This window comes from Pantoea sp. RSPAM1 (assembly GCF_038816185.1).
Lineage (GTDB): Bacteria > Pseudomonadota > Gammaproteobacteria > Enterobacterales > Enterobacteriaceae > Pantoea > Pantoea ananatis.
The window spans coordinates 3,431,234-3,455,749 of sequence record NZ_CP046137.1 but is presented as its reverse complement, the minus strand read 5'-3'; the positions used below and the strand labels follow the sequence as shown (position 1 = coordinate 3,455,749).

Sequence of the window (24,516 nt, the reverse complement as noted above, 5' to 3'; positions counted from 1 at the left end):
CGTGACGCCAATAATGCGCGAATGCGCTATAAACTGTCACCAACTGGAACCAGTGTGGGATTTGCTGAGGCCAGTCAGCGTCGCAAGCGTAACAACGGTTTTTTCAGATGGGCGCCGTGGTGCCATCGCCGTGCGGGATATTGGTCAAAAATAGCGTAAAAACAGGCTATTGTGCCGAAGCTTCAGCGCAGCCCCTACAGTATTCATGAAAAAAGTCGGGCTATTGGGTTGAGATGAAAACAGCAGTCATGTCGAAAAAAGCGCTAAGGCCCACTGTGTCGGGTTGATGTTGCAGCGGTTAACAATGTTGTGGGTTTAATGAACAACACCTTCATATCCCTTCAACATAAAGCCTTTAACGGCGCGTCAGAGAGAAGAGAGTGGGTAAATCGGACGGTGGATGTTTCCTGTCAGGTCGCCTGGCCTGCCATAATGGCCAGACGGCGCCGTATTCATCTTGAGTTGCGGTCGTTTCTGTGCGACACAGAAGGACGCCGATGGCCGAGTGGTGAAACGGATAACAATTAAAGGAGAAGGGCTGTGTTGATATTTCGAGGGGCGGGAGCAAGTCTGGCACTGCTCGTGATGTTATCGTCGCTGTTTACCCATGCTGCAGTGCCTGACCGCAGTTACCGCTTCAGCATTCTGCATACCAACGATCAACATGGGCATTTTTGGACGAATGATCAGGGTGAATACGGGCTGGCGGCGCAAAAAACGCTGATGGATACGCAGCGTTACGATATTCAGGCCAAAGGCGGTGGGGCATTAATCTTGTCTGCTGGCGATGTTAACAGCGGCGTGCCTGAGTCGGATGAGCTGGATGCGGAACCCGACATCCGCGGCATGAACCTGATTGGCTACGACGCCATGACGCTGGGCAATCACGAGTTCGATAAACCGCTCGCCGTCCTGCGCAAGCAGGAAAAATGGGCCAAATTTCCGTTTCTGGCCGCCAACGTCTATCAAAAAAGCAGTGGTAAGCGCCTGTTTAAGCCCTGGGCTGTATTTCAGCGCATGGGGTTAAAAATCGCCGTGCTCGGATTGATCACCCCCGATACCGCCCGGCTGACGAACCCTGCGCAATCAGGCGATATCGAATTCCGCGATCCCATTGCCGAGGCCGAAAAAGCCGTCGCCGAACTGCGTGCTACTGAGAAGCCCGACGTTATCGTCGCGTTAACCCATCTTGGCCATTATGACGATGGTCAACACGGCAGTAACGGTGTTGATGACGTGACGCTGGCCCGCAGTCTGCCAAAGGGAACCCTCAATATGATCGTCGGAGGGCATTCTCACGATGCGGTATGTATGGAAAAAGAGAATGTCAGTCGTAAAGACTATCAGCCAGGCCAACCCTGTGAGCCCGATCGGCAGAACGGTGTCTGGATCATGCAGGCGGAAAAATGGGGTAAATACGTAGGGCGCGGCGATTTTACTTACCGCAATGGCGAGGTCACGCTGGAGGCCTATCAGATGATACCGGTCAACCTCAAACACAAAATCAAAAATCTTGATGGCAGTGAATCCTTACTGACCTGGCAGGAAGCCATCCCGGCTAACACCGCAATGATGAAACTGCTGACGCCTTTTCAAAAGCGCGCAGACGCGAAGCTAAGGGTCAACGTGGGAAGCATTAAAGGGGATTTCCCCGGCGAAAAAGAAACCGTGCGGTTTAAACAAAGCGCCATTGGGCAGTTAATACTGCGTGCGCAGATGGCCGCAACGCAGGCTGACTTCGCGGTGATGAGCGGGGGCGGGATCCGTACTTCGCTGACATCCGGCCCGGTTGCCTGGCGCGATCTGTTACAGGTACAGCCCTTCGGTAATCAGGTTGTTTCCGTCACGCTGACCGGCGCGGAAATCAAACGCTATCTGGCAGTTGTGGCAAACATCAAACCTGATTCAGGCGGTTTTGCCCAGTTGGCCAACGTCAGCCTGATCGCCAACGGCAGCAGCGTCAGCCAGGTCAGGATCAACGGACAGCCGCTGGCAGATGAAAAAACCTATCGTATGGCGACAAACAGTTTTAATGCCGCAGGCGGGGATGGCTATCCGCGCATCGACACGCATCCGGGTTATGTGAACAGCGGCAAAGTGGATGCGCAGGTGCTGCGGGACTGGCTAAGCGCCCATTCTCCGCTAAACGCCAGCGATTACCAGCCACGTGAAGCGGTTATTTATCAGGCTGAGCAGGCAGCACCACCAAAGGATGAAGCGAAAGACGCGACGCCGTTGCGGCGCTATCCCAAAATGGTGCTGACGTGGATCCGGCACTGGAATGGAGAGAGTGCAACGCTGCATTAAGCCCAGGCAGGGAGAACGCCTCCCTGCTTTTTTTCAGGCGCGGCAGGATTTGCGGCCGAACCAGTGTGGACGCAGTTTGTCCCACACCAGGTTGTAGACGAAGGTATAGGGCAGAAAGAACAGAAAAAACGCGACTTCAATTAAAAATGCCTGCCACAGTGAAATCTCCAGCATCCAGGCTGCCAGCGGCAGGCCTATCAGGATAAAACCGCCCTCAAAGCCCAATGCATGCAGCGCTCGAAGCAGGGCGCGACGTTTCTGCCCTGGCGGATAAAACCGATCAAACACGCTGTTGTAAATCATATTCCACAGCATCGCCACCGTGGACAGCATGATCGCCAGCGCGCCCATCTGAAACAGGGGTTTATTCATCAACCATGCTGCCAGCGGAGCAATCGTCACGATGGCCAGGCCTTCAAACAGGGTGGCATGGACGACGCGTTCTGTGAGTGAACGGGTTTGCATTTCAATCTCCTTTATTCAGGCTGCGCATTTTCCCACGACAAAATGCTAAGATAAAATGATTATCTATCGATAAAAGCGATGGTTCTCATGCGTTACTCACCCGAATCTCTTGAAGCATTTGTACAAACTGTGGCGAGTGGTTCCTTTTCAGCCGCTGCGCGCGCTTTAAAAAAAAGCCAGTCTACCGTCAGCGTGGCCGTTGTTAATCTGGAAGCCGATCTCGGTTTTGCCCTGTTTGACCGGCGCGGCCGCCAGCCACAGCTCACCGAGCAGGGGCGACGCGTGCTGCCTCAGGTGCAGCAAATCCTTGCCGCCAGTGAGCGACTGGATGCGTTGGCGACGCGCTTGTCAGAGGGAACGGAGCCGCGGCTCAGCGTCGCAGTCTCAGACTTTTGGCAAACGCATTACCATCAGCGACTGCTTAAGCAATTTGATCAGCATTATCCTGATGTCGAGCTGGAAGGCATTGCGGCGGAAGATGATGATGTCGTTGAACTGTTACAAACCGGGCGTGCGCATATTGGCGTGATTCGTGCTCAGCCTACGCTGCCAGCTGACATTGCGGTCGCGCGCCTGCAGGTTGATGCTGAATTAGGGGTTTATCTGCATCGTGATCATCCTCTGGCGCAGGAAACCACGGTCAGCGAAAGTCAGCTCGAACCTCTTCGTCACCTGCGCCTCAATACCTGGACCGATCGTCGTGCACCGACTTTCCAGGGGAGAGTCTGGTCTGCTCAAACCTATTATGTGCTGCTGGAGATGGCGGAACAGGGTTTTGGCTGGGGTATTTTACCCCGTTGGCTGGTGAAACAGTTTGGACATGGTGTTTTAAAGGAGTTGTCCTTGCCAGGATGGCCGCAGCGCATCGCGGTTGACGTCATCTGGTCGCGCCGCAATCCACCCGGTCCTGCCGGGCGCTGGATGATCGATGAACTCTGCGCACTGCGACCGGCTTAGTCGCGTCGGGCAATATCCGCTAAGGGTGCATCCAGCAGCCGTGACAGATCCTGTGGGCGTAATTCGATATCCAGCCCGCGCTTACCACCGGAAATAAACAGGGTCGCAAAGGCGTTTGCCGAGCTGTCGATCACTGTAGGCAGGCGCTTTTTTTGGCCCAGCGGGCTAATACCGCCCACCAGATAACCGGTGATGCGCTGGGCCAGCATGGGATCGGCCATCTCGGCTTTTTTGGCATTGAACGCTTTTGCCACTTTCTTGAGGTCGAGCTGAGTGGCGACGGGCGTAACGGCCACGGCAAGGTGTTTCGCCTCCCCGTTCAACGCCACCAGCAGGGTTTTATACACCTGCCGGGCGTCCAGGTTGAGCTTACGAACCGCTTCGTCGCCAAAACTGGTTTCGTTACTGTCATGCTCATAAGGATGCAGTGTGAAGCTGACCTTTTGTTTTTCCAGTAGTTTTACCGCGGGCGTCATTGTTGCCTCATATTCAGAAAAATCTTATTACGTATTAATGAATAATAAATGTGGCGAAATAATGTGCTTTAGGCGAGAATTGCCACGCGCCAGCAATCCTGTTGCTGGCGACAACTAAAATCATTAACACATTCCTCTTTGAAGAGCCGATATGACTGTCGGCTCTCTTTTTTTGCTGTGAGTTATCCGACGCGCATTATTCCCGGCAGGTTATTCTCGCCATATAAATGCAGCGCGCCCACCGCGACCACGTATCGGCCCGAAGGCAGGCGACGTAAATGATCAGACCACTGGCTGTTACGCTGGCTAATCAGCGTGTCGTTCAGGGTCTGACTGAATGTCGCTGGCAACGCAATCTGGGGATCGTGCGGCGGGCTTTCCAGCCACCAGCTCACCATCGTTTGCAGCATGCGTGCGTTGGTATGCCAGTGGGTCAGCGTATCGGCCAGCAGCGCCATGCCATCGTCGGGCAAGGATTTCAGCAGGGTGATTTGCGCCTGCGCACCTTCCAGTTCAATCACGGGTTTATCCATCGCCCGCGCGGCCTGTAGCAGCTGATAATCAATACCGAAATCAGGTCGTAACCCCAGCCGCTGGGCCTGCTGGGCCTGTAGCATCAGCGCAATCTGCCAGGCCGGTAACGTATCAAACCGGCTCAGGGACAGACCGGTTTCGTTGCACAGTGTTTCAAGCTGCGCCAGCGCCTCATCATCCATTCTGGCGATCAGTGGCGGACGCTCTTCCGTGTTGTCAAATGGCGATCCTCCCTGGGTAATATCCGCTTCAACCACCAACGCATCGGCTTTTTGCAACTGCTGCAGCAGCCGGACCGGCAGGGGCTGCATGTCACGGGTACCCATATGAATGCTACCTACCAGATGAAACCGGCATTCGCCCGACTGAATATCCACGGCGGGCCAACGATAGCTGGCTGGAAAAAGCGGATTAATCCAGTTACGTAAACGTTGCAAAAGGCGCGCTGTCATTCCCTGTCCTTCACTGTTTGAAAGCCACCATGCTAGCGGGATCCCGTTGCGAAAGACAGAGCAGGGCAGTTATTGCTAAACGCGTGGCTTATAGCGCAACAGGCGGTTAGCATTGCTCACCACGGTTATTGACGACAGCGCCATGGCGGCACCAGCAAAAACCGGGCTAAGCAACAGGCCGGTAAAAGGAAAGAGTACGCCTGCTGCCAGCGGAATACCGATAACGTTGTAAATAAACGCGCCAAACAGATTCTGCCGGATATTGCCCAGGGTGGCGGAGGCAATCTTTAAGGCATCCACCACGCCATGCAGATCGGCCCGCATGAGCGTAATCGCTGCGGTTTCTACCGCCACATCGCTGCCGCCGCCCATCGCAATACCGACATCAGCCTGCGCCAGTGCCGGAGCATCGTTGATACCATCGCCCACCATGGCAACCTGCCTTCCTTGCTGCTGGAGTTGGCTTATCGCATCGGCTTTACCTTCGGGCAGTACGCCTGCAATCACCTCGTCAATGCCCACTTCATGCGCAATAGCCCGGGCCGTATTTTCGTGATCCCCGGTCAGCATAACCAGTCGGTAACCCGCTGCATGCAACCGCTGCAGTGCTGCTTTCGCTTCGGGGCGCAGCGTATCCCGCAAGCCGATCAGACCGGTAAGCTGTCCATCCTGTGCCAGCAACACCGGGGTTGCCCCTTGCCGGGTGAGCCTGTAAATTTCAGCCCGCGCCGCCTGGCAATCCACGCCGTGATCCTGCAACAGACTGACATTACCCAGTAACAGCTGCTTGCCATTGAGTATGCCGCTTACCCCTTTGCCGCGTATTGTACGAAATTGCGCAATCGCGGGCGTTGCTGTGGTACCCGCTTCCGCCAGGATCGCCTTCGCCAGGGGGTGACCCGATGTCTGTTCCAGCGCCGCCGCCGCAGACAGGACCGAATCGCGCGTGCTGCCGTTCCAGCTCATCACCTCGGTCACCTGCGGTGTGCCCCTTGTCAGCGTGCCGGTTTTATCAAACACCAGCGTATCGATACGGCTGGCGCGCTGCAGTGCATCGGCATCGCGTACCAGCACGCCGTATTCGGCGGCGCGGCCGGTTCCGGCGATAATCGACATGGGCGTGGCCAGGCCCAGCGCGCAGGGGCAGGCAATAATCAGCACAGTGGTAGCTACCACCAGCGCGTAGGCAATCTGTGGCACCGGACCGGCGATATACCAGACTGCGGCGCTTATCAGGGCGATAAGCACCACCACCGGCACAAACACGGCAGAAATACGATCGGCCAGGCGGCCCACATCTGGCTTACTGCTCTGGGCTTTACGGACTAACTGAATAATGCGCGCCAGCGTCGTATTGCCACCGGTCGCGCGGGCAATGAAGCGTACTGTTCCGTCCTGTACCAGGGTGCCGGCAAACAGACGATCGCCCTGCGTTTTGCTCTGCGGCACTGCCTCACCGGTCAGCATGGCCTCATCGCACCAGGCTTCGCCGTCCTGGACTTCGCCATCGACCGGCACGCGATCGCCCGCGACCAGCCGCAGGAGCATGCCAGGCTGTACCGCGCTAACAGGCATTGAGGTTTCACCCTGTTCCGTTACGACTCTTGCCTGTTCCGGCGTCAGATCGAGCAGGTGTTCCAGGGCTCGCGAGGAACGCTGGCGCGCGCGTTGTTCAAGCGCATGGCCCAGATTGATCAGGCCGAGAATCATTACGCTGGCTTCGAAGTAGAGATGACGCGCCTGCAGCGGGAAGAACGCCGGCCAAACCACCACACTAAAGGAGTAGATCCAGGCGGCGGCGGTACCCAGCGCGACCAAGGTATCCATTGTCGCACTGCGGTTGAGCAGGCTGCGCCAGGCACTGCGGTAGAAGTGACCGCCCGTGGCGACCATCACCAACAGCGTAACCGTGCCCAACATCAGCCAGGTGGTATGATTTTCCTCGGTGAGCATCATGTTGTTGCCCAGCATGCCCCAGATCATTAACGGCACGCCAAACAGCAGTGCAAGTCCCGCCTGCCAGCTAAAACGTTGCATGGCGCGTCGGGCGCTGCGCTGCTGCTTTTCACGGCGTTGCTGTTCATCTTCGACCACTTCCGCTCCATAGCCGGCCGCATCCACGGCGGCGACCAGCAGATGGGGTGCCACATTGCCCATCACCAGCGCGCTGCGTTCGGCCAGATTCACGCGGGCCTGTTGCACACCACTTACCTGCTCAAGGGCTTTCTCAACCCGACTGACGCAGCTGGCGCAGCTCATCCCGTCGATTAACAGCACCTGAGCGGGCTGATTTTCAGTTGCCGGAAGAGGAGAAGACTCCGTTGTCAGCGCCTCCGGCGGCGGCTCTGCTGCTGTCAACGGCTCAGACTTTGGGCGGGAACCCGCAGCTTTTAAGGTTGCATGATAGCCCGCCTGTTCAACGGTCGCGATTAGCGCTGCCGCCTCGGCGTGGCCTGACACGCTGGCTTCCTGTTGAGTAACCTCAGCCTGCTCGACATCGTCGCGCTGTTCGAGCGCATCTTTGACGCGTTTAACGCAGTGGCCGCAGGACAATCCGTCCAGCGCCAGAACAATCGTGTTTGACATGGTTGACTCCTTTGTCAGTGTTGCGTGGTTATGCATTCAAAAGTGACTGTGGTTAAGGATAAACCTTCCATCAAGGGGAAGGTCAAACGTTGAACGGTCAGATGGCAGGAATTCTTTAAACGGCGGCAACACCGCGTCCGTATAAAGGCGTAAGCGGGCAGGTGATAATGGAAAAATGAGCGGGGCTTTAGTCGGTATGGGTTAAGTACAGGCACCGCGTTTCACGAAAAATCGTGCGCGACTTTTAGAGGAAGTAAGGATGCAGCCTGCCACGTAAATCTGACACCGCCGGGTGCCAGGTGATATCGCCGCAGATTAACCTGCTGTCCGCTTACATCAATCTGAGGTTTTGATATTCAGCAGAAGGACGAGCGCAAACGTCCATAACTGAAAGATTGCGCTGACGACAGGCTGTATTGCTTATGCTTTCGGTCTGGTGAAGAGAACCAGCATGCCGAGAATGATGTCGCCAATCACCCAAATGCCACCAATAGCCATCACACCTAAACCTGCACCAATGGCAGCGCCGGCTCTTTCTGCATCGGAAGTCGCGTTATTGACCACTTCGCCACTTCCACCTAATCCCGCAATAAGGCAATAGATCATGAAAATGTTAAACAGGATAAAAGCCCACTTGATCACTTTGCCAAAAAAAGAACGGCGCGGCTTTCTAATCTGCTTATCACAAGAGGGACAGCGTAATGCTGAATCACTCACTTCCTTATGACATTCCGGACAGCTCACTAAAGCCATAATCATATCCTTTATTTATATAGTTTCATTTATTGTTGGTAACAAACTTGCGGGATTTTATAGGATTTTTACGCATTGACAAGATTTATATTGCTGTTTTTTATGATTTTAGTTTTTGGGCGGCGTGATAATGAAAAATCAGCCTGATGACAGGGGGTTCTCCCGGCAACATTAGCAATACAAATGGATTGCTGAATGAAAGCGCGGCATTTGGGGCCGGGTTATGTCAACGTCAGGCCTCACATCGTCAAGATGATGTACGCTATAGTTCTCAGGAAAGGTCAGTTTTACGTCCCTGCAATCCCGGCGAAGCAAGGATACTGGGGCAGGCACTAAACAGGTAAAATGCGGATTAAGCCCGGAGCTTACGATTGGTGTTTTGCGCATCCCATTATCAAGAGGAAGGTCAGGGAACCCATTATGAACATTAGTGCAGTGGCAAAAAAGACCGGACTGACCAGGAAGGCTATCCGTTTTTATGAGGAAAAGGGCGTAGTCACGCCCCCGCTGCGCGGCGATAACGGCTACCGGCATTACAACTCACACCATCTTGATGAGCTGAATTTATTACGCCAGGCACGGCAGGTGGGTTTTACCCTTGATGAGTGTCGCGAGCTGGTCGGGCTGTTTAACGACCCTGAACGCCACAGCGCGGACGTTAAGGCGCGTACGCTGCAAAAAGCTGACGAAATTGCTGCGCATATTGAAGAACTGCACGCCATGCGCGCACGCCTGCTGGCGCTGGCGGCGGCCTGCCCGGGTAATGACAGCGCGGACTGCCCAATCATTAATAACCTGGCAGGCTGCTGCAGTCAGGTTGGCGGCAAGCGTGACTGAATACGTAAAGTAATACCTTCCACTGCCACCACTTCAACCAACGTACCGGCAGGAAGATCCTGGCCTGCCTGAACGCGCCAGCTGCTGTCGCCAACGCGGACGTGACCAATACCGTTTTGCAACGCACTGTCCAGGGTCAGCTGCAGGCCGATCATCTGGTTGCCGCGCTGATTAAGTGAATTTGGCTGCTGGTTGCGCTCGCGATAGCGCATTACGCGATGCCAGATAAATACGCTCGCCAGCGTCAATGCGGCAAACAAGCAGCCCTGGGCGGTCCAACTGAGCGGCAAAGCCCACTCTGTGACACCGACCAGCATGGCTGCGAGCCCGCTCCAGAGCAGGTAGCCATTCGTGCCGAGCATCTCAGCCGCCAGTAGCAGCCCGCCCAGCGTCAGCCAGAACCAGTGCGGATGGGCGACAATCTCACTCACCATCAGCGTTTCGACTCGCTGCGGGTTTCTTTTAACAGCTCACCAATTCCGCCGATCGCACCCAACAGGCTGCTGGCTTCCAGCGGCATCATCACCACTTTACTGTTACTGGACTCACCAATTTTTTGCAGCGCATCCGTGTATTTCTGCGCCACAAAGTAATTTACGGCCTGAATATCGCCGGCGGCTATCGCTTCCGACACCATTTTCGTGGCGCGGGCTTCCGCTTCCGCCTGACGCTCACGGGCTTCGGCCTGCAGGAAAGCCGACGTTCGTTCCCCTTCCGCTTTCAAAATCTGCGCCTGTTTTTCCCCTTCGGCCCGCAGAATTTCCGCCTGGCGCACACCTTCTGCCGCCAGAATATCGGCTCGTTTAGTACGCTCCGCTTTCATCTGGGCGTTCATGGCGCCAATCAGCTCCTGTGGCGGGCGAACGTCACGAATTTCAATACGGGTGATTTTTACGCCCCATGGATTAGTGGCTTCGTCAACGATATGCAGTAAGCGGGTATTAATGCTGTCACGCTGAGACAACATCTCATCCAGTTCCATGCTGCCCAAGACGGTGCGCATATTGGTCATAGTGAGATTAAGGATTGCCAGCTCCAGATTGCTGACTTCATAGGCGGCTCGCGCCGGATCTATCGCCTGGACAAAACAGACCGCATCAATCGTGACGTTGGCGTTATCTTTGGAGATGATCTCCTGAGAGGGAATATCCAGCACCCGTTCCATCATATTGATCTTATGACCGATACGATCCATAAAGGGAACAACCAGGCTCAGACCGGGCTGAAGCGTGCGGGTGTAGCGGCCAAAGCGTTCGACCGTCCATTGATAGCCTTGCGGAACGATTTTCACACCGGACCACACGGTGACCAGGGCGACCAGGATGAGAACAGGAATCACGGTGAGCATATAACCTCCAGGTTGTCAGATGAACGGGCCAAATCGTTCGGCCCGTTTTCTGCTTACATCAGTAAAGCAGGGAATAGAGCTGACGGCGATAGCGTGCGGCAAGCGCATCGCCGGTGCCTAATGCCGCCAGGATTTCCTGCAACATTTTACGTGCCTGGCCGTCTGCGGCGTTAAGATCGCGTTTAATGACGTTAAACAGCAGTTCCAGCGCTTCTTCATTACGCCCGACCTGATGCATCTGCAGTGACAGTTTGGTCGCCAGTTCAGCGTTATCCGGGTCGCTTTCCAGCTGTGATTGCAACTGCTGAATTTCAGGCGTATCGGCCGCCTGTTTCAGCAAATCGATCTGGGCGATCAGGCTTTGATAACGGGTGTCCTGATCCTGCAACGGCACGGCGTTGAGTACCGTTTCTGCTTCATCGCTACGGTTCAGGGTAATCAGCACTTCCGCCAGCAGAAAACCAATTTCGCTGTCTTTATTACTGAGCTGCCATGCCTCTTTGAGCAGCGGTAATGCGTCCAGCGGTTTGCCTTCCTGCATCAGCGCCATCGCCTGCTGGGCTTTTAACTCCTCCTCACGCGGCAGCACTTTTTCCAGCAGGGCGCGCACGGCGTCCTCCGGCTGTGGCCCCTGGAAACCGTCAACAGGCTGGCCGTTCTGGAACAGGTAGACAGTCGGAATGGAGCGTAACCCAAATTGCGATGCCACCCTTTGCTCTTTGTCACAATCCAGTTTGGCAAGAATAAACTGGCCTGCGTATTCCTGAGCCAGTCGCTCCAGCAGCGGCGTCAGTTCCTGGCAATGTTGGCTGCGATCCGACCAAAAGTAGAACAGCACCGGTATCTGCATTGACTGCTCAAGGGTCTGTTGCAGGTTGGATTCGTTAATGTCGATAATCGAAGCGTGTGGTGACATGACTAAGTCTCTTTGCAGAAAATGTTTAAACAATATGGGGCCGACTGGCCCTGCTTCAAGCTGTATTCGCGCAATACCTTTACTGACTGCGAATGATGCGATCCAGTATCCAGCCTGGCAGCAGGCGTTTCAACAGGCCCATCGCGTGTGCGACCAGCGTCACCGGATAACGCAAACGCGGATGTTTGCTTTCGAGCGCATGGCGCAGCTTGGGTAAAATGGCCTCAGGCGGCAGCGTGAACCGCGCGGCCAGACCGGGATTCAGCACCGGATTATCCTGCTCGCCCTGCGTCACATTATCGGTGAACCGGGTCTGGATTGGCCCCGGTTCAATGAGGCTGACGCGCACGCCGCTTGCGTGCAGCTCCATGCGTAACGCATCGCTCCAGGCTTCCAGCGCGTATTTACTGGCGGCATAAACGCCCCGACCCGGCGTGGAAATCAGGCCTAACACCGAACTGGTATTCACGATACGGGCATTGCCAAAAGCCTTCAACGCCGGAAGCAGCCGCATAGTGAGTTGGTGGGTGCCAAACACATTGCTGGAGAATTGCTGTTCAAATTGCTGACGCGTGAGGGTGTTTAACGGACCATAGGTGCCGAAGCCAGCGTTATTAAACAGGGCAAACAGCCGGTTACCGGTCAGCGCCAACACCTCATCGGCAGCGCGGTCAACGCTCTCTGCGTCGTCCAGATCCAGCATCAGCCCCGTAAAGCCAAGACTTTGCATGCGCGCCACGTCGTCGGCTTTTCGACAGGCTGCAATAACGTGATAGCCGCGAGCCAGCAGGTCATTGGCTGCAACCAGGCCAATACCGCTCGAACAGCCCGTGATCAAAATGGTTTTTTGCATGTGTTACCTTTTTTGCACAACTACTGCTTAACTAATGGGGCCAGTTCTTTCGCCATCAGTTCAGCGATAAAGGGTTGGGCGTCAGGATTGGGATGAATACCATCCTGCTGCATCCATTCGGGTTTTAAATAAACCTGCTCCATAAAAAAGGGCAGTAAGGGAATATCGTGCTGTTTCGCCAACTGCGGATAAATCGCGCGGAACGCATCCGTATAACGGCGGCCGTAGTTGGCGGGTAAACGTACCTGCATCAGGATCGGTTTAGCCCTGGCGGTTTTTACCTGCTCGATGATGGTGCTTAACGTTTGCTCAATATCCTTTGGCGGAAAGCCACGTAAGCCGTCGTTACCGCCCAATTCGATTAACACCCACTGCGGTTGGTGCTGTTTTAATAGGGCAGGTAAGCGCGCCAGTCCTTGTGCGGCGGTATCGCCGCTAATACTGGCATTAATTACTCTGGGCTGCTGCTGCCAGTTTTTATCGAGCAGGCTGGGCCAGGCTTTACTTGCCGACATTTGATAGCCTGCACTCAGGCTGTCGCCCAGCACCAGCAATGTATCGGCCGCAGCAAGACGGGACACCAACAGACAGCACAATAACAGGAAAGGATAATGCCAGCGGAAAACATTCTTGAAGTTCATCATCTTACTAAGTCCGTGGGTCAGGGAGAGCATCAGTTAACCATCCTTACCGGAGTTGAGTTAGTTGTCAAACCAGCTGAAACAATCGCCCTGATTGGCGAGTCAGGATCGGGCAAATCCACGCTGTTGGGGATTCTGGCCGGTCTGGATGATGGCAGCCAGGGCGAGGTGCATTTGCTGGGCCAGCCGTTGCATCAGATGAATGAAGAGCAGCGGGCGGCCTTACGTGCGCAGCATGTAGGATTCGTGTTCCAGTCTTTTATGCTGGTGCCAACGTTAAATGCGCTGGAAAATGTCCAGTTGCCTGCACTGCTGCGCGGTGAGAGCGACCGTCAGAGCCGCGACCAGGCACGGGAGCTGCTCACGCAGTTAGGCCTGGGTGAGCGTTTGCTGCATCTGCCCGCGCAGTTATCCGGTGGTGAGCAGCAACGCGTCGCGCTTGCCCGGGCCTTCAGCGGTCGTCCGGGCCTGCTGTTTGCCGATGAGCCCACGGGGAATCTGGATCGTAAAACGGGCGAACGTATTGTCGATCTGCTGTTTTCCCTCAACCGCGATTATGCCACAACCTTAATTCTGGTTACCCATGACGAGCAGCTGGCGGCGCGCTGTAACCGACGCTTGCGTCTGCGTGACGGCAAGCTGTGGGAGGAGCAATGATCTGGCGCTGGTTCTGGCGTGAGTGGCGTTCGCCCTCACTGTTAATCGTCTGGCTGGCACTCACTCTGGCGGTGGCCTGCGTGCTGGCGCTGGGATCAATCAGCGACCGGATGGAAAAAGGCCTGAGTCAGCAGAGTCGCGACTTTATGGCGGGCGATCGTACCCTGCGCACCAGCACGGCGGCACCGCCCGACTGGCTGGCGAAAGCGCAGCAAGCGGGATTATCGGTTAGCCGTCAGCTGAGCTTTATGACCATGACCTTTGCGGGCCAGACGCCGCAGCTGGCGTCGGTCAAAGCCGTCGATAACCACTACCCGATGTTTGGCGAGCTGCAAACCCGCCCGCCGGGCCTGAAACCTCAGCCCGGCACGGCACTGGCCGCTCCGCGCTTAATGGCGTTGCTTAACCTCCACGTGGGCGATGAACTCGATGTGGGAGATACCACGCTGCGTATTGCCGGAGAGGTGATACAGGAGCCGGATGGCGGTTTCAATCCGTTCGAAATGGCGCCGCGTTTACTGATTAATCTGGCCGATGCCGATAAGACCGGCGCGATCCAGCCCGGCAGTCGCATCACCTGGCGCTACAAGTTTGCCGGCAACCCTCAGCAGTTGGAAAACTATGACCGCTGGATAACGCCGCAAATAAAAACCGGTCAACGCTGGATAAGTATTGCGAACACCGAAGATGCACTGGGCCGTTCAATGCAGCGCGCGCAGCAGTTTTTGCTGTTATCGGCGTTATTAACGCTGATGCTGGCGATCGCTGCCGTGGCCGTGGCAATGCGCCATTATTGCCGAAGTCGTTACGACCTGGTGGCGGTGCTGAAAACGCTGGGTGCTGCGCGCGGCGCGCTGCAAAAGCTGATTATTGGACAGTGGCTGGCGGTATTGCTGCTGGCGGCTGTAGCGGGCGGGGCAGTAGGGCTGAGCATCGAAGCCCTGTTGATGAGAATGCTTAAACCCGTTCTGCCCGCATCCCTGCCTGATGCGAGCCTGTGGCCGTGGGTATGGGCCACGGGGGCGCTGTTTGTCATTTCCCTGCTGGTGGGATTGCGTCCTTATCGCCTGCTGCTGGCGACGCAGCCTTTGCGCGTATTACGGCGCGATGCCGTCGCCACCGTCTGGCCGCTGAAAATCTACCTGCCGGCGATGGCTGTCGTGGTGGTGGGGCTGCTGGCGGCGCTGGTGGGCGGCAGTAAAATGCTGTGGGCGCTGCTGGCGGGCGTGGTGGTGCTGGCGGGACTACTGGCACTGCTTGGCTGGGGCACGTTACTGCTTCTGCGCCGTCTGACAGTGCGAAATCTGGCGCTACGTCTGGCGATTAACCGGCTACTGCGACAGCCCGCGACGACGCTGAGCCAGCTTGCCGCGTTCTCACTGTCGTTTATGTTGCTGGCCTTGCTGCTGGTGATGCGGGGCGATCTGCTGGATCGCTGGCAGCAGCAGTTACCCGCCGACAGCCCGAACTTTTTCCTGCTCAACATGACGGCCGATCAGGTGCCGCAGGTGCGTGATTTCCTGCAGACGCATCAGATTAAACCAGAAACCTTTTATCCTATCGCACGGATGCGGCTGAGTGAGTTGAACGGTCACGCCGCCGATCCTGAACGGGATAATGCCCTTAACCGTGAGCTCAACCTGACTTCGCTGGCGGCCCTCCCTGCACATAATCCGCTGGTGGCGGGCAACTGGCCACCTGCCGCAGGGGAAGTGTCCATGGAGGCCGAGCTGGCGGAGCGGCTAGGGGTGAAACTGGGAGACAGCTTAACCTTTGAGGGGGATACGCAACAGCTCAGTGCCAAAATTACCAGTCTGCGCAAGGTTGACTGGGAAAGCCTGAAGCCAAACTTCTTCTTTATCTTTCCACCTGGTGCGCTCGACAGCCAGCCGCTGACCTGGCTCACCAGCTTCCGGCTGGACAATAACCCCACACGACTGGCGCAACTAAACCGCGCATTCCCGACACTGAGCCTGCTGGATATTGGCAGCATCATGCGTCAGATCGGACAGGTACTGACCCAGGTCAGCCAGGCCCTGGAGATTATGGTCGTGCTGGTGACCGCCTGTGGCATATTGCTGCTGATGGCCCAGATTCAGGTGGGCATGCGTCAGCGCCGTCAGGAACTGGTGGTGTACCGCACGTTGGGTGCAGGCAAGCGACTGCTGCGGACGACCTTGTGGTGCGAGTTTGCGCTGATTGGCGTGGTGTCCGGCGTTGCGGCTGCAGTAGGGGCTGAAGCGGCGCTCTGGGCGCTACAGCGTAAAATCTTTGATTTCCCGTGGCAGCCCGACTGGGCCTTGTGGCTGGCGTTACCCTTATGTGGCGCGTTGTTGTTGTCATTGTGCGGAGGCTGGCTGGGCGTGCGTTTGCTCAAGGGCAAAGCGCTGTTCAGGACGTTCGACGGCGCATAAAAAACGCCGTGCGCGGCAAGGCTGCGTACGGCGTCAGTCCGTCTTAAAGCTTGTCTGTGGCCCAGCGAATACCGCTGGCATATTCAGCCGGCAGCAGGGGCAGCAGCGCATGCAGTGCAGCTTTGAGTCGGGGCTGATTGCTGTCGGTCAGGTTCAGATGGCCGACCTTGCGACCCTGGCGAACCGCTTTGTCATACCAGTGCAGATGGACAAGCGGCTGCTGTAGCCAGTCTGGATTCACATCGGTGCCAATCAGGTTGATCATGACTGAGGGCGCAATGACGATCGGCTGGGGCAGCGCCAGCCCCAAAATCGCGCGCAGATGGAGTTCAAACTGGCTAATCGAGGCACCGTTCTGCGTCCAGTGTCCGCTGTTATGCACTCGTGGCGCCAGCTCATTGATTAACAGACCCTGTGGCGTCACAAAACATTCCATCGCCATCACGCCAACGTAGTCAAGCGCGTCAAGGATCGCGCCCAGCATCTTTTCGGCCTGTTGCTGCTGTTCCACATCTGCCTGGGGAAACGCGACGCTGGTTCGCAGAATGCCTTCTTCATGCAGATTATGTGTCAGAGGATAAAACACGGTGCTGCCGTCGTGGCCGCGCGCGCCCACCAGCGACACTTCACCGGAGAAATTAATGCCTTGTTCGACGATGCACTCACCGTAGCAGTCGTCGGGCAACGTGTCCGTTTCGCTGGCCCGTAAACGCCACTGACCGCGACCGTCGTAACCTCCGGTGCGGCGTTTAACAATCGCCAGTTCACCCAGTCGAGAGAAAACCGCAGGCCACTCGCTGTTATCCGCCAGCAACTGCCAAGGCGCAGTCGCCAGATTAAGCTGGTCCAGCAGTTGCTTTTGCGTCAGGCGATCGGCCAGACGGGGAAAAATATCTCGGTTCACAAAGGCCGGATGGCGCGCCAGCTCGCGCGTCAGCGCGGTTTCGGGCCAACGCTCGATTTCGGCGGTAATCACGCTTTCGGCGATAGGCAGGGCGGCGGGATCGGCATCCAGCCCCACAGGATGAACGGCAATGCCCATCGGCTCGCCCGCCTGACGCAACATGCGGCCAAGCTGACCGTTACCCAGTACGCAAACCGGCTTCATGCGTCCTCCCGCGGATCCGGATTATCCAGCACCTCATCGGTCTGCGCCTGACGCCAGGCGGCCAGACGAGATGACAGCGCGCTGTCGTGAATCGCCAGAATCTGCGCGGCCAGCAATGCCGCATTGGCGGCACCGGCTTTACCGATTGCCAGCGTGCCTACCGGAATACCGCGCGGCATTTGCACAATAGAGTAGAGGCTGTCGACGCCGCTCAGCGCCGCGCTCTGCACCGGCACGCCCAGCACCGGCAGCAGGGTTTTTGCCGCCAGCATGCCAGGCAGGTGCGCCGCGCCACCGGCACCGGCAATGATGACCTGAAAGCCGTTATCTGCAGCCGTTTCGGCAAAGCTAAACAGCTTGTCCGGGGTACGGTGCGCTGAGACCACTTCCACATGGAAGGGCACGTCCAGGCTGGTGAGGATTTCCGCAGCGAACTGCATGGTGGACCAGTCACTTTTGGAACCCATAACAACAGCGATGCGGGCCGGGGCGGCATTCGACGACATGCGGTCAACTCCTGTGAATGAAAACACACCTGACCAGGCGGACAGGTTTTGAAGGGCAAAGAGAATAGCATGAGAAGGGCGCAAGGAAAACGGTTGCGTCGGGATTACAGGTCGTGATGGCAGGGTTTTATCGCCATTCTGTTGTCTGACATTGACGCGCGAGAAACGCTGAACTTTATTTAACGGAGTTGCAAGGTGACTGACATGATGAGCCGCGCTGCACCCGGTTGGTAAGGGATGCCATTAACTGACAGAAAGAGGAACAGGATGATTTCACGCTGGCAGCTGATTTTCAGACAAGCAGGCAGAAAACTGTGGTTCAGGGCAGCCTTATTTGCCCTTGCTGCGGTTATCAGCGCCCTGGCCTCCATTGTCTTTAAATCTGCAATTCCCCCCTCGGTTTCGGTAAAAGTCGGTGCTGACGCAGTGGACAATATCCTGAATATTCTGGCGTCCAGCATGCTGGCGGTCACCACGTTTTCCCTGAGTACGATGGTAACGGCGTTTGGTTCAGCAACTACCCATGTTACGCCGCGCGCCACGAAACTGGTCGTTGAAGACAGTACAACACAAAATGTTCTCGCGACCTTTATTGGCTCTTTCCTGTTTAGTCTGGTCGGCATCATCGCACTGAATATGGGGGCTTATGGTGAACAGGGGCGAGTGATCCTGTTTGCGGTCACGCTGGTGGTCATTGCATTAATTCTGGTGACGCTTCTGCGCTGGATTCACCATCTCACTTCGCTTGGCAGCGTAGATGAAACCACCTCACGTGTGGAACGCGTGGCGCTTGATGTTTTTAGCGCGCGTGCTCAATCTCCTTGTTTCGGCGCCAGGCCCTGGCGGGAAAGCGATCGTCAACCTGCGGGCACGTTTGCTGTTTATTCGGACGCTATTGGCTATGTTCAGCATATTGATATGGACAGGCTGCATAAGGCGATGACAGACAGTCCTGTGCATATCTACCTGGTCGCGCAACCCGGATTTTTTGTTCATCCCGCCCGCCCGGTCATGTATGCCACCCACGCCCTGTCTGCGGAGCAACGCAAACTGATGTTGTCTGCCCTGACAATAGCCGCGTCTCGCACTTTTGCCCAGGATCCACGTTTTTGCCTGTGTGTGATGGCAGAAATCGCCTCGCGTGCGCTGTCGCCTGCGACTAATGACCCGGGCACCGCCATTGATGTGATCGGGCGAGCCGTCAGAATACTCTCCTGCTTTGCACGCGAATGTGCGACGCCAACGGTAATCTATCCCGCCATTCACGTCGCGCCCTTGTCAACAGACGCACTATTCGATGATTTTTTCTCACCTGTCGCGCGAGACGGCGCGGCGATAAAAGAAGTGCAGTTACGGTTACTTAAGGCGCTGGGTATGTTGTCTGTCGCCTGGCCGGATGCGTACCAGGCTGCCGCGTTGCGTCATGCGCATGAAGCCATGGCATACCTGGCGCGGGAAGCGATCATCCAGACGGACAGAGCGCGAATTGAGCGCACATGGCGTGAACAATTTGGCGCAGACTATCCCCATCCCTTCCTGGATGAGAACCTAACCAATTCGCCCTGTCAGAAGTCGAAATCGATCAGCTGAATGCCGCTGGCATCGAGTTGAATCATGGAACCCTGACTGTGCCAGGCACCCAATACCGCGCGCTGTGCAGGAGCGCCATTCAGCGACAGATCGTGTATCGCGGGACGGTGCGTGTGCCCATGAATCAGCAGTGGGGCCTTATACTTAAGCATGGCATCAATCACGGCCTGTTGATTCACATCCATAATCTCCAGCGACTTATGCTGATTGGCCTGTTTACTGTTGGCGCGCATACGTTCTGCAATGCGTTTGCGAATAAAAAGTGGCAACGCCAGGAACAGACGTTGAATCCAGGGATTGTGGACTTTAGCGCGGAACTGCAGGTAACCCACATCGTCGGTACACAGCGTATCGCCGTGCATAATCAACACGCGATGGCCGTAAAGCGTCAGCACGCGCGTTTCAGGCAACAGCGTCATGCCGCTGGCGCGGGCGAAACCTTGACCGATTAAGAAATCGCGATTGCCATGAATAAAGTACACCGGAACAGGCACGGCTCGCAGGGCATCAGCAACCTGTTGATGCAGGGGATTGGGATCGTCATCGCCGATCCAGGCTTCAAACAGATCGCCAAGAATATAGAGCGCGTCGCAGTCAGGGGCTTCGCGCTGTAAAAAATGCAGAAAACCGGCGGTGATCGCCGGTTCTTCCTGACACAGATGAAGATCTGCGATAAACAGCGTGCGCGGCATTACTCGCTGACGGTCACTTTCTGGATCACGACGTCGTCTTTCGGCACGTCCTGATGCATACCGCTGCGGCCGGTTGAAACGGCTTTGATTTTCTCAACCACATCCATACCTTCAACCACTTCTGCAAACACACAGTAGCCCCAGCCCTGCAGGCTTTCGTCACGGAAGTTCAGGAAGTCGTTGTCAGCCACGTTAATGAAAAACTGTGCGGTCGCAGAGTGCGGGGCAGAAGTCCGCGCCATCGCCAGCGTGCCTTTGGTGTTTTTCAGACCGTTGTTGGCTTCGTTACGGATCTCTTCTTTGGTGGCTTTCTGCTTCATGCCAGGCTCAAAACCGCCGCCCTGAATCATAAAGCCGTTAATCACACGGTGAAAAATGGTGTTGTCGTAGAAACCTTCACGGCAATAATCCAGGAAGTTCTTTACGGTTGCGGGCGCTTTGTCATCGAAGGTCTTGATCACGATATCGCCATGGTTAGTCTGGAAAGTTACCATTTTTTTCGTCCTGTAAAGGTTGTCGTCAGTAGCATAGGGTGCGCGGTTAGGGTGCACACGCCTTTTTCTCGAACGTTCTTATATCATAATTTCCGATAATACGTCAGCCAGGCTGCGCAGTTGGCTTGCTTTGCATCGCGTCACAGATAAAAATACGGCACAATACCAGGATACTTAAAACGGTGCGTTACGCACGCTTACTACGGAAACCCCAATGCTGAAGATTTATAACACCCTGAGTCGACAAAAAGAGGAATTCACCCCTATTCATGCTGGCAAAATCGGCATGTATGTCTGCGGCATCACGGTGTATGACCTCTGTCACATTGGGCACGGGCGCACGTTTGTGGCGTTTGATGTGGTATCGCGCTATCTGCGTTACGTCGGTTTTGACGTGAATTACGTGCGCAACATTACCGATATCGATGACAAAATTATCAAACGTGCCAACGAGAACGGCGAGAGCATCGAAACCCTGACCAACCGCATGATTGCCGAGATGCACAGCGACTTCGATGCGCTGGGCATTTTACCGCCGGATTTGGAGCCACGCGCCACGCGTCATATTCCAGAAATTATTGAGCTGGTGGAAAAGCTGATTGCGCGCGGCCATGCCTACGTGGCGGATAACGGTGATGTGATGTTTGATGTCCTGAGCGACGTCGACTACGGCGCACTGTCGCGTCAGGATCTGGAACAGCTCCAGGCGGGCGCCCGCGTTGAAGTGGCGGATGTGAAGCGTAATCCCATGGATTTCGTGCTGTGGAAGATGTCTAAAACGGACGAACCCTCATGGCCATCCCCGTGGGGCCAGGGGCGCCCGGGCTGGCATATTGAGTGTTCAGCCATGAACTGCAAACAGCTTGGCGCGCATTTCGACATCCACGGCGGCGGATCTGACCTGATGTTCCCACATCACGAAAACGAAATCGCCCAGTCGACCTGCGCCCATGATGGTCCCTATGTGAACTACTGGATGCATTCCGGCATGGTGATGATCGATCGTGAGAAGATGTCGAAGTCGCTGAATAACTTTTTTACCGTGCGTGACGTACTGCAGCATTATGATGCCGAAACCGTGCGCTATTTCCTGATGTCCGGCCACTATCGTAGCCAGCTTAACTATGGCGAAGATAACTTGAACCAGGCACGTGCGGCGCTGGAACGCCTTTATACCGCGCTGCGCCATACCGATCGCAACGCGGTGGCCCACGGCGGTGAAGCCTTCGAGGCCCGTTTCCGCGAGGCGATGGACGATGATTTCAATACGCCAGAAGCCTATTCTGTGCTGTTCGACATGGCGCGTGACGTGAACCGTCTCAAAGGCGAAGACATGACGGCAGCCAATGCGCTGGCCGCAAAGTTACGTGAAATTGCCAACGTGCTGGGCATTCTGCAGCAGGAACCAGAAGTGTTTCTGCAAAGCAGCGCGCAGGGCAACGATGAAGAAGTGGCAGAAATCGAACGCTGGGTGAAAGCCCGTGCCGACGCACGCGCGGCAAAAGACTGGGCGCAGGCTGATGTCGCCCGCGACAAGCTGAACGCGCTTGGCGTGATTGTCGAAGATGGCCCTCAGGGTTCCAGCTGGCGACGTAAATAACGGGCAACACAGGAGAGGGCGAGCCATCGCCCTTTTTTGTTTATGACGATAAAACAGATTCACCTTCGCGGCTTCCGCTCGGTACGCGATCTGACCCTGCCGCTTCAGCAACTGAACGTGGTAAGCGGGCCTAATGGCTGTGGTAAATCCAACCTGTATAAGGCCGTGCGCCTGCTGCACGAGGCGGCCAATGGTCGCCTGGCGTTAGCGCTGGCAGAAGAGGGCGGTATTCAAAAAGTCATGTGGGCAGGGGGATTACGCCGTGGCGATCGTCGTCAAGATGCTAAACGTCTTATCCTTGCTGTTGTAATGAACGATATGGATTACCAGCTTGAATTGGGGTTTCCAGAACCGCTTGCGACCAGCCTGTTTAACCTCGATCCGCTGGTCAAAGAAGAACGTATCTGGCTGAGTGGTCAGCAGCGGCGTCCCTCTTCCTGCATCATGCAGCGCACGAACCAGACCGCCTTTTTGCATAATGTAGAAGGGGAGCGCGTAAGCTATCCCGCCGTACTGCACCCGGAAGAGTCTCTGTTTGGTCAGCTCGGCGAGCCACACCGCTATCCTGAGCTTTCTCAGATGCGTGAACGTCTGCGCCAGTGGCGCTTTTATCACGAGTTTGCCGTCTGGCCCGGATCACCGATTCGTGCGCCGCAGATTGGCGTGCGCGCGCCCATTCTGGCGCACGATGGCGCTAACCTCGCGGCGGCATGGGCAACCATTGTTGAGCGGGGTCATCATGAGCTGCTCTACAAGGTGACAGCGAAAGCATTTCCAGATACCGAATTTCAGGTGGATGTCCAGAACGGCCGTTTTCAGATGGTGATGCGGCGACAGGGCATTATGCGCCCGCTGGAAAGCGCCGAGTTCTCTGACGGGACGCTGCGCTTTCTGTGCCTCGTGGTCGCACTGCTCAGCCCCCGCCCGCCTGCCTTTATGGCGCTCAACGAACCTGAGAACAGCCTGCATGAGGATTTGCTCCCCGCGCTGGCGGCGCTGATTGCTGAAGCCAGCCAGTTTAGTCAGCTGTGGATCACCAGTCACTCACCGAAGCTGGCCGCACTCATCGCGCAGCATGCAGAAGTCAATCACATTGAGCTGGAGCAGATTAGCGGGGAAACGCGGATAGTCGGGGAAGAAAGGATTTAAAGAGCCCCTGGCACGGGGCTCCTGACGATCAGGCAACGACAGTGATGCGCTGTCCGGCAAACTCCACCGTTTGCCCCTGAACGATTTTGCAGCGCTTACGGGTTTCAACTTCCCCATCCACCCGCACTTCACCTTCACTAATCACGACTTTGGCCTGCGCGCCGCTTTCCACCCAACCTTCCAGTTTCAGCAGGTCGCAGAGATCAACGTGTGGGAATTTACCTAAAGAAAACGTCGCCATTATGCCTGCTCTCCATCGTGAAACTCTTCACATGCCTGTAAGGTATTTTCAATTAAGGTTGCGACCGTCATCGGCCCAACGCCGCCAGGAACGGGCGTAATATAAGCGGCACGCTCAGCGGCCGTATCAAAATCCACATCACCGACGACTTTGCCGCTTTCCAGACGGTTAATCCCGACGTCGATGACAATAGCGCCCGGCTTAATCCAGTCACCTGGAATAAAGTTCGGTTTGCCTACCGCGACGATCAGCAGATCGGCGTGCTCAACGTGATGGCGCAGATCGCGGGTAAAGCGGTGCGTTACGGTCGTGGTGCAGCCCGCTAACAGCAGCTCCATACTCATTGGGCGACCCACAATATTCGAGGCGCCCACCACGACGGCATTCAGGCCGTAGGCATCAATGTTGTAGCGCTCCAGCAGCGTGACGATGCCGCGTGGTGTACAAGGGCGCAGCTTAGGTGCGCGCTGGCACAGGCGACCGACGTTATAGGGATGGAAGCCGTCTACGTCTTTATCGGGCGTAATGCGCTCCAGAATTTTGACGTTATCAATGCCTGCCGGCAGCGGCAGCTGCACAAGAATGCCGTCAATCTCGTTGTCGCTGTTAAGTTTATCGATCAGCTGCAGCAACTCGGCTTCGCTGGTGGTGGCGGGCAGATCGTAAGAGCGGGAGATAAAGCCCACTTCTTCACAGGCACGACGCTTACTGCCGACGTAGATCTGCGATGCAGGGTTTTCACCCACCAGAACGACTGCCAGACCCGGAGCACGTTTACCGGCTGCCAGACGTTGCTTCACTTTTTCTGCAACCTCAAGCCGTACCTGCTGCGCAATCGTTTTACCGTCAATAATTTTTGCTGCCATCAGAGCGTAAATCCACTGTGTTGAGTTTAAGTCGGGGATGGCGCCTATTTTGTCAGAAGCACGTCCGGCTGTCA

Annotated in this window: 24 protein-coding genes; 8 read left to right on the top strand and 16 right to left on the bottom strand. The window is 56.0% G+C overall.

Features of this window, described 5'->3' with window-relative positions; translation table 11 throughout:
• Positions 1-540 precede the first annotated feature (540 nt).
• On the top strand, positions 541-2,307 hold the full coding sequence (gene ushA / locus GKC68_RS16780; RefSeq protein WP_028723964.1) for a bifunctional UDP-sugar hydrolase/5'-nucleotidase UshA: 1,767 nt from the start codon (positions 541-543) through the stop codon (positions 2,305-2,307).
• A gap of 33 nt (positions 2,308-2,340) precedes the next feature.
• On the opposite strand, the gene GKC68_RS16775 is transcribed toward ushA, so the two are convergent.
• The gene (locus GKC68_RS16775) at positions 2,341-2,772 is read right to left on the bottom strand and encodes a multidrug/biocide efflux PACE transporter (RefSeq protein WP_028723963.1); all 432 of its coding nucleotides are present in this window, start codon (positions 2,770-2,772) and stop codon (positions 2,341-2,343) included.
• 87 nt (positions 2,773-2,859) lie between these two features.
• Between GKC68_RS16775 and GKC68_RS16770 the strand changes: the two genes are divergently transcribed.
• Positions 2,860-3,729: a LysR family transcriptional regulator gene (locus GKC68_RS16770; RefSeq protein ID WP_342656351.1), complete on the top strand. Its 870-nt coding sequence runs from the start codon at positions 2,860-2,862 to the stop codon at positions 3,727-3,729.
• On the opposite strand, the gene ybaK is transcribed toward GKC68_RS16770, so the two are convergent.
• The 4 genes from ybaK to GKC68_RS16750 form a co-directional block, all read right to left on the bottom strand.
• Positions 3,726-4,205 carry a Cys-tRNA(Pro)/Cys-tRNA(Cys) deacylase YbaK gene (gene ybaK / locus GKC68_RS16765; protein WP_028723961.1) on the bottom strand — a complete coding sequence of 160 codons (480 nt, stop codon included), beginning with the start codon at positions 4,203-4,205 and terminating at the stop codon, positions 3,726-3,728. The two genes, GKC68_RS16770 and ybaK, sit on opposite strands and share 4 nt — an antisense overlap.
• Before the next feature lie 182 nt (positions 4,206-4,387).
• Positions 4,388-5,191, bottom strand: coding sequence for a TraB/GumN family protein (locus GKC68_RS16760; RefSeq protein ID WP_342656350.1), 804 nt, complete (start codon positions 5,189-5,191; stop codon positions 4,388-4,390).
• 75 nt (positions 5,192-5,266) lie between these two features.
• On the bottom strand, positions 5,267-7,777 hold the full coding sequence (gene copA, locus GKC68_RS16755; RefSeq protein ID WP_342656349.1) for a copper-exporting P-type ATPase CopA: 2,511 nt from the start codon (positions 7,775-7,777) through the stop codon (positions 5,267-5,269).
• A 420-nt stretch (positions 7,778-8,197) separates the two neighbouring features.
• Positions 8,198-8,530, bottom strand: coding sequence for a hypothetical protein (locus GKC68_RS16750; RefSeq protein WP_028723958.1), 333 nt, complete (start codon positions 8,528-8,530; stop codon positions 8,198-8,200).
• Between the two features lie 420 nt (positions 8,531-8,950).
• Here GKC68_RS16750 and cueR point away from each other — a divergent pair, with 420 nt between their 5' ends.
• The gene (cueR, locus tag GKC68_RS16745; protein ID WP_058705577.1) at positions 8,951-9,367 is read left to right on the top strand and encodes a Cu(I)-responsive transcriptional regulator; all 417 of its coding nucleotides are present in this window, start codon (positions 8,951-8,953) and stop codon (positions 9,365-9,367) included.
• On the opposite strand, the gene GKC68_RS16740 is transcribed toward cueR, so the two are convergent.
• The 5 genes from GKC68_RS16740 to tesA form a co-directional block, all read right to left on the bottom strand.
• A complete protein-coding gene (locus tag GKC68_RS16740) occupies positions 9,343-9,801 on the bottom strand; it encodes an NfeD family protein (protein WP_028723956.1) in 459 nt (152 codons plus the stop codon). The genes cueR and GKC68_RS16740 overlap by 25 nt on opposite strands.
• Positions 9,801-10,715, bottom strand: coding sequence for an SPFH domain-containing protein (locus tag GKC68_RS16735; protein WP_028723955.1), 915 nt, complete (start codon positions 10,713-10,715; stop codon positions 9,801-9,803). Before GKC68_RS16735 ends, GKC68_RS16740 begins: the two co-directional genes overlap by 1 nt.
• 58 nt (positions 10,716-10,773) lie before the next feature.
• Positions 10,774-11,631: a co-chaperone YbbN gene (locus GKC68_RS16730; RefSeq protein ID WP_047714462.1), complete on the bottom strand. Its 858-nt coding sequence runs from the start codon at positions 11,629-11,631 to the stop codon at positions 10,774-10,776.
• A gap of 79 nt (positions 11,632-11,710) precedes the next feature.
• Complete coding sequence (locus tag GKC68_RS16725; protein ID WP_028723953.1) at positions 11,711-12,484, bottom strand: SDR family oxidoreductase; 774 nt, start codon at positions 12,482-12,484, stop codon at positions 11,711-11,713.
• 20 nt (positions 12,485-12,504) lie between these two features.
• A complete protein-coding gene (tesA, locus tag GKC68_RS16720; RefSeq protein WP_022622644.1) occupies positions 12,505-13,128 on the bottom strand; it encodes a multifunctional acyl-CoA thioesterase I/protease I/lysophospholipase L1 in 624 nt (207 codons plus the stop codon).
• On the opposite strand from tesA, the gene ybbA reads away from it, so the two are divergent.
• Positions 13,096-13,782 (top strand): putative ABC transporter ATP-binding protein YbbA, encoded by a 687-nt coding sequence (ybbA, locus tag GKC68_RS16715; protein WP_058705576.1) that lies wholly within the window; start codon positions 13,096-13,098, stop codon positions 13,780-13,782. The two genes, tesA and ybbA, sit on opposite strands and share 33 nt — an antisense overlap.
• A complete protein-coding gene (ybbP, locus tag GKC68_RS16710; protein ID WP_028723950.1) occupies positions 13,779-16,196 on the top strand; it encodes a putative ABC transporter permease subunit YbbP in 2,418 nt (805 codons plus the stop codon). The genes ybbA and ybbP overlap by 4 nt, the downstream gene beginning before the upstream one ends.
• Before the next feature lie 43 nt (positions 16,197-16,239).
• Here ybbP and purK read toward each other — a convergent pair whose 3' ends face one another.
• Positions 16,240-17,304 (bottom strand): 5-(carboxyamino)imidazole ribonucleotide synthase, encoded by a 1,065-nt coding sequence (gene purK / locus GKC68_RS16705; protein WP_089528530.1) that lies wholly within the window; start codon positions 17,302-17,304, stop codon positions 16,240-16,242.
• Complete coding sequence (gene purE, locus GKC68_RS16700) at positions 17,301-17,810, bottom strand: 5-(carboxyamino)imidazole ribonucleotide mutase (RefSeq protein ID WP_028723948.1); 510 nt, start codon at positions 17,808-17,810, stop codon at positions 17,301-17,303. Before purE ends, purK begins: the two co-directional genes overlap by 4 nt.
• Positions 17,811-18,077: 267 nt before the next feature.
• Here purE and GKC68_RS16695 point away from each other — a divergent pair, with 267 nt between their 5' ends.
• A complete protein-coding gene (locus GKC68_RS16695) occupies positions 18,078-19,400 on the top strand; it encodes a DUF2254 domain-containing protein (RefSeq protein ID WP_342656348.1) in 1,323 nt (440 codons plus the stop codon).
• Here GKC68_RS16695 and lpxH read toward each other — a convergent pair.
• Together lpxH and ppiB are read right to left on the bottom strand one after the other, a co-directional pair.
• Positions 19,376-20,092, bottom strand: coding sequence for a UDP-2,3-diacylglucosamine diphosphatase (lpxH, locus tag GKC68_RS16690; protein WP_028723946.1), 717 nt, complete (start codon positions 20,090-20,092; stop codon positions 19,376-19,378). The two genes, GKC68_RS16695 and lpxH, sit on opposite strands and share 25 nt — an antisense overlap.
• Positions 20,092-20,586: a peptidylprolyl isomerase B gene (gene ppiB, locus GKC68_RS16685; RefSeq protein ID WP_014593110.1), complete on the bottom strand. Its 495-nt coding sequence runs from the start codon at positions 20,584-20,586 to the stop codon at positions 20,092-20,094. Before ppiB ends, lpxH begins: the two co-directional genes overlap by 1 nt.
• 214 nt (positions 20,587-20,800) lie before the next feature.
• Between ppiB and cysS the strand changes: the two genes are divergently transcribed.
• Together cysS and GKC68_RS16675 are read left to right on the top strand one after the other, a co-directional pair.
• On the top strand, positions 20,801-22,186 hold the full coding sequence (cysS, locus tag GKC68_RS16680) for a cysteine--tRNA ligase (RefSeq protein WP_342656347.1): 1,386 nt from the start codon (positions 20,801-20,803) through the stop codon (positions 22,184-22,186).
• Positions 22,187-22,228: 42 nt separating this feature from the next.
• On the top strand, positions 22,229-23,335 hold the full coding sequence (locus GKC68_RS16675; protein WP_247101414.1) for an AAA family ATPase: 1,107 nt from the start codon (positions 22,229-22,231) through the stop codon (positions 23,333-23,335).
• 28 nt (positions 23,336-23,363) lie between these two features.
• Here the strand turns inward: GKC68_RS16675 and ybcJ are convergent, their stop codons facing one another.
• Together ybcJ and folD are read right to left on the bottom strand one after the other, a co-directional pair.
• Positions 23,364-23,576: a ribosome-associated protein YbcJ gene (gene ybcJ, locus GKC68_RS16670; protein WP_013024949.1), complete on the bottom strand. Its 213-nt coding sequence runs from the start codon at positions 23,574-23,576 to the stop codon at positions 23,364-23,366.
• Positions 23,576-24,442, bottom strand: a complete 867-nt coding sequence (folD, locus tag GKC68_RS16665) for a bifunctional methylenetetrahydrofolate dehydrogenase/methenyltetrahydrofolate cyclohydrolase FolD (protein ID WP_028723943.1) — start codon at positions 24,440-24,442, stop codon at positions 23,576-23,578. Before folD ends, ybcJ begins: the two co-directional genes overlap by 1 nt.
• Positions 24,443-24,516 lie beyond the last annotated feature (74 nt).

Excerpts from the sequence above, each read along its gene's own strand:
- GKC68_RS16775 (WP_028723963.1), bottom strand. The coding sequence starts at position 2,772 with ATGCAAACCCGTTCACTCACAGAACGCGTCGTCCATGCCACCCTGTTT.
- GKC68_RS16770 (WP_342656351.1), top strand. The coding sequence starts at position 2,860 with ATGCGTTACTCACCCGAATCTCTTGAAGCATTTGTACAAACTGTGGCG.
- ybaK (WP_028723961.1), bottom strand. The coding sequence starts at position 4,205 with ATGACGCCCGCGGTAAAACTACTGGAAAAACAAAAGGTCAGCTTCACA.
- GKC68_RS16760 (WP_342656350.1), bottom strand. The coding sequence starts at position 5,191 with ATGACAGCGCGCCTTTTGCAACGTTTACGTAACTGGATTAATCCGCTT.
- copA (WP_342656349.1), bottom strand. The coding sequence starts at position 7,777 with ATGTCAAACACGATTGTTCTGGCGCTGGACGGATTGTCCTGCGGCCAC.
- GKC68_RS16750 (WP_028723958.1), bottom strand. The coding sequence starts at position 8,530 with ATGGCTTTAGTGAGCTGTCCGGAATGTCATAAGGAAGTGAGTGATTCA.
- cueR (WP_058705577.1), top strand. The coding sequence starts at position 8,951 with ATGAACATTAGTGCAGTGGCAAAAAAGACCGGACTGACCAGGAAGGCT.
- GKC68_RS16740 (WP_028723956.1), bottom strand. The coding sequence starts at position 9,801 with ATGGTGAGTGAGATTGTCGCCCATCCGCACTGGTTCTGGCTGACGCTG.
- GKC68_RS16735 (WP_028723955.1), bottom strand. The coding sequence starts at position 10,715 with ATGCTCACCGTGATTCCTGTTCTCATCCTGGTCGCCCTGGTCACCGTG.
- GKC68_RS16730 (WP_047714462.1), bottom strand. The coding sequence starts at position 11,631 with ATGTCACCACACGCTTCGATTATCGACATTAACGAATCCAACCTGCAA.
- GKC68_RS16725 (WP_028723953.1), bottom strand. The coding sequence starts at position 12,484 with ATGCAAAAAACCATTTTGATCACGGGCTGTTCGAGCGGTATTGGCCTG.
- ybbA (WP_058705576.1), top strand. The coding sequence starts at position 13,096 with ATGCCAGCGGAAAACATTCTTGAAGTTCATCATCTTACTAAGTCCGTG.
- tesA (WP_022622644.1), bottom strand. The coding sequence starts at position 13,128 with ATGATGAACTTCAAGAATGTTTTCCGCTGGCATTATCCTTTCCTGTTA.
- ybbP (WP_028723950.1), top strand. The coding sequence starts at position 13,779 with ATGATCTGGCGCTGGTTCTGGCGTGAGTGGCGTTCGCCCTCACTGTTA.
- purK (WP_089528530.1), bottom strand. The coding sequence starts at position 17,304 with ATGAAGCCGGTTTGCGTACTGGGTAACGGTCAGCTTGGCCGCATGTTG.
- purE (WP_028723948.1), bottom strand. The coding sequence starts at position 17,810 with ATGTCGTCGAATGCCGCCCCGGCCCGCATCGCTGTTGTTATGGGTTCC.
- GKC68_RS16695 (WP_342656348.1), top strand. The coding sequence starts at position 18,078 with ATGATTTCACGCTGGCAGCTGATTTTCAGACAAGCAGGCAGAAAACTG.
- lpxH (WP_028723946.1), bottom strand. The coding sequence starts at position 20,092 with ATGCCGCGCACGCTGTTTATCGCAGATCTTCATCTGTGTCAGGAAGAA.
- ppiB (WP_014593110.1), bottom strand. The coding sequence starts at position 20,586 with ATGGTAACTTTCCAGACTAACCATGGCGATATCGTGATCAAGACCTTC.
- cysS (WP_342656347.1), top strand. The coding sequence starts at position 20,801 with ATGCTGAAGATTTATAACACCCTGAGTCGACAAAAAGAGGAATTCACC.
- GKC68_RS16675 (WP_247101414.1), top strand. The coding sequence starts at position 22,229 with ATGACGATAAAACAGATTCACCTTCGCGGCTTCCGCTCGGTACGCGAT.
- ybcJ (WP_013024949.1), bottom strand. The coding sequence starts at position 23,576 with ATGGCGACGTTTTCTTTAGGTAAATTCCCACACGTTGATCTCTGCGAC.
- folD (WP_028723943.1), bottom strand. The coding sequence starts at position 24,442 with ATGGCAGCAAAAATTATTGACGGTAAAACGATTGCGCAGCAGGTACGG.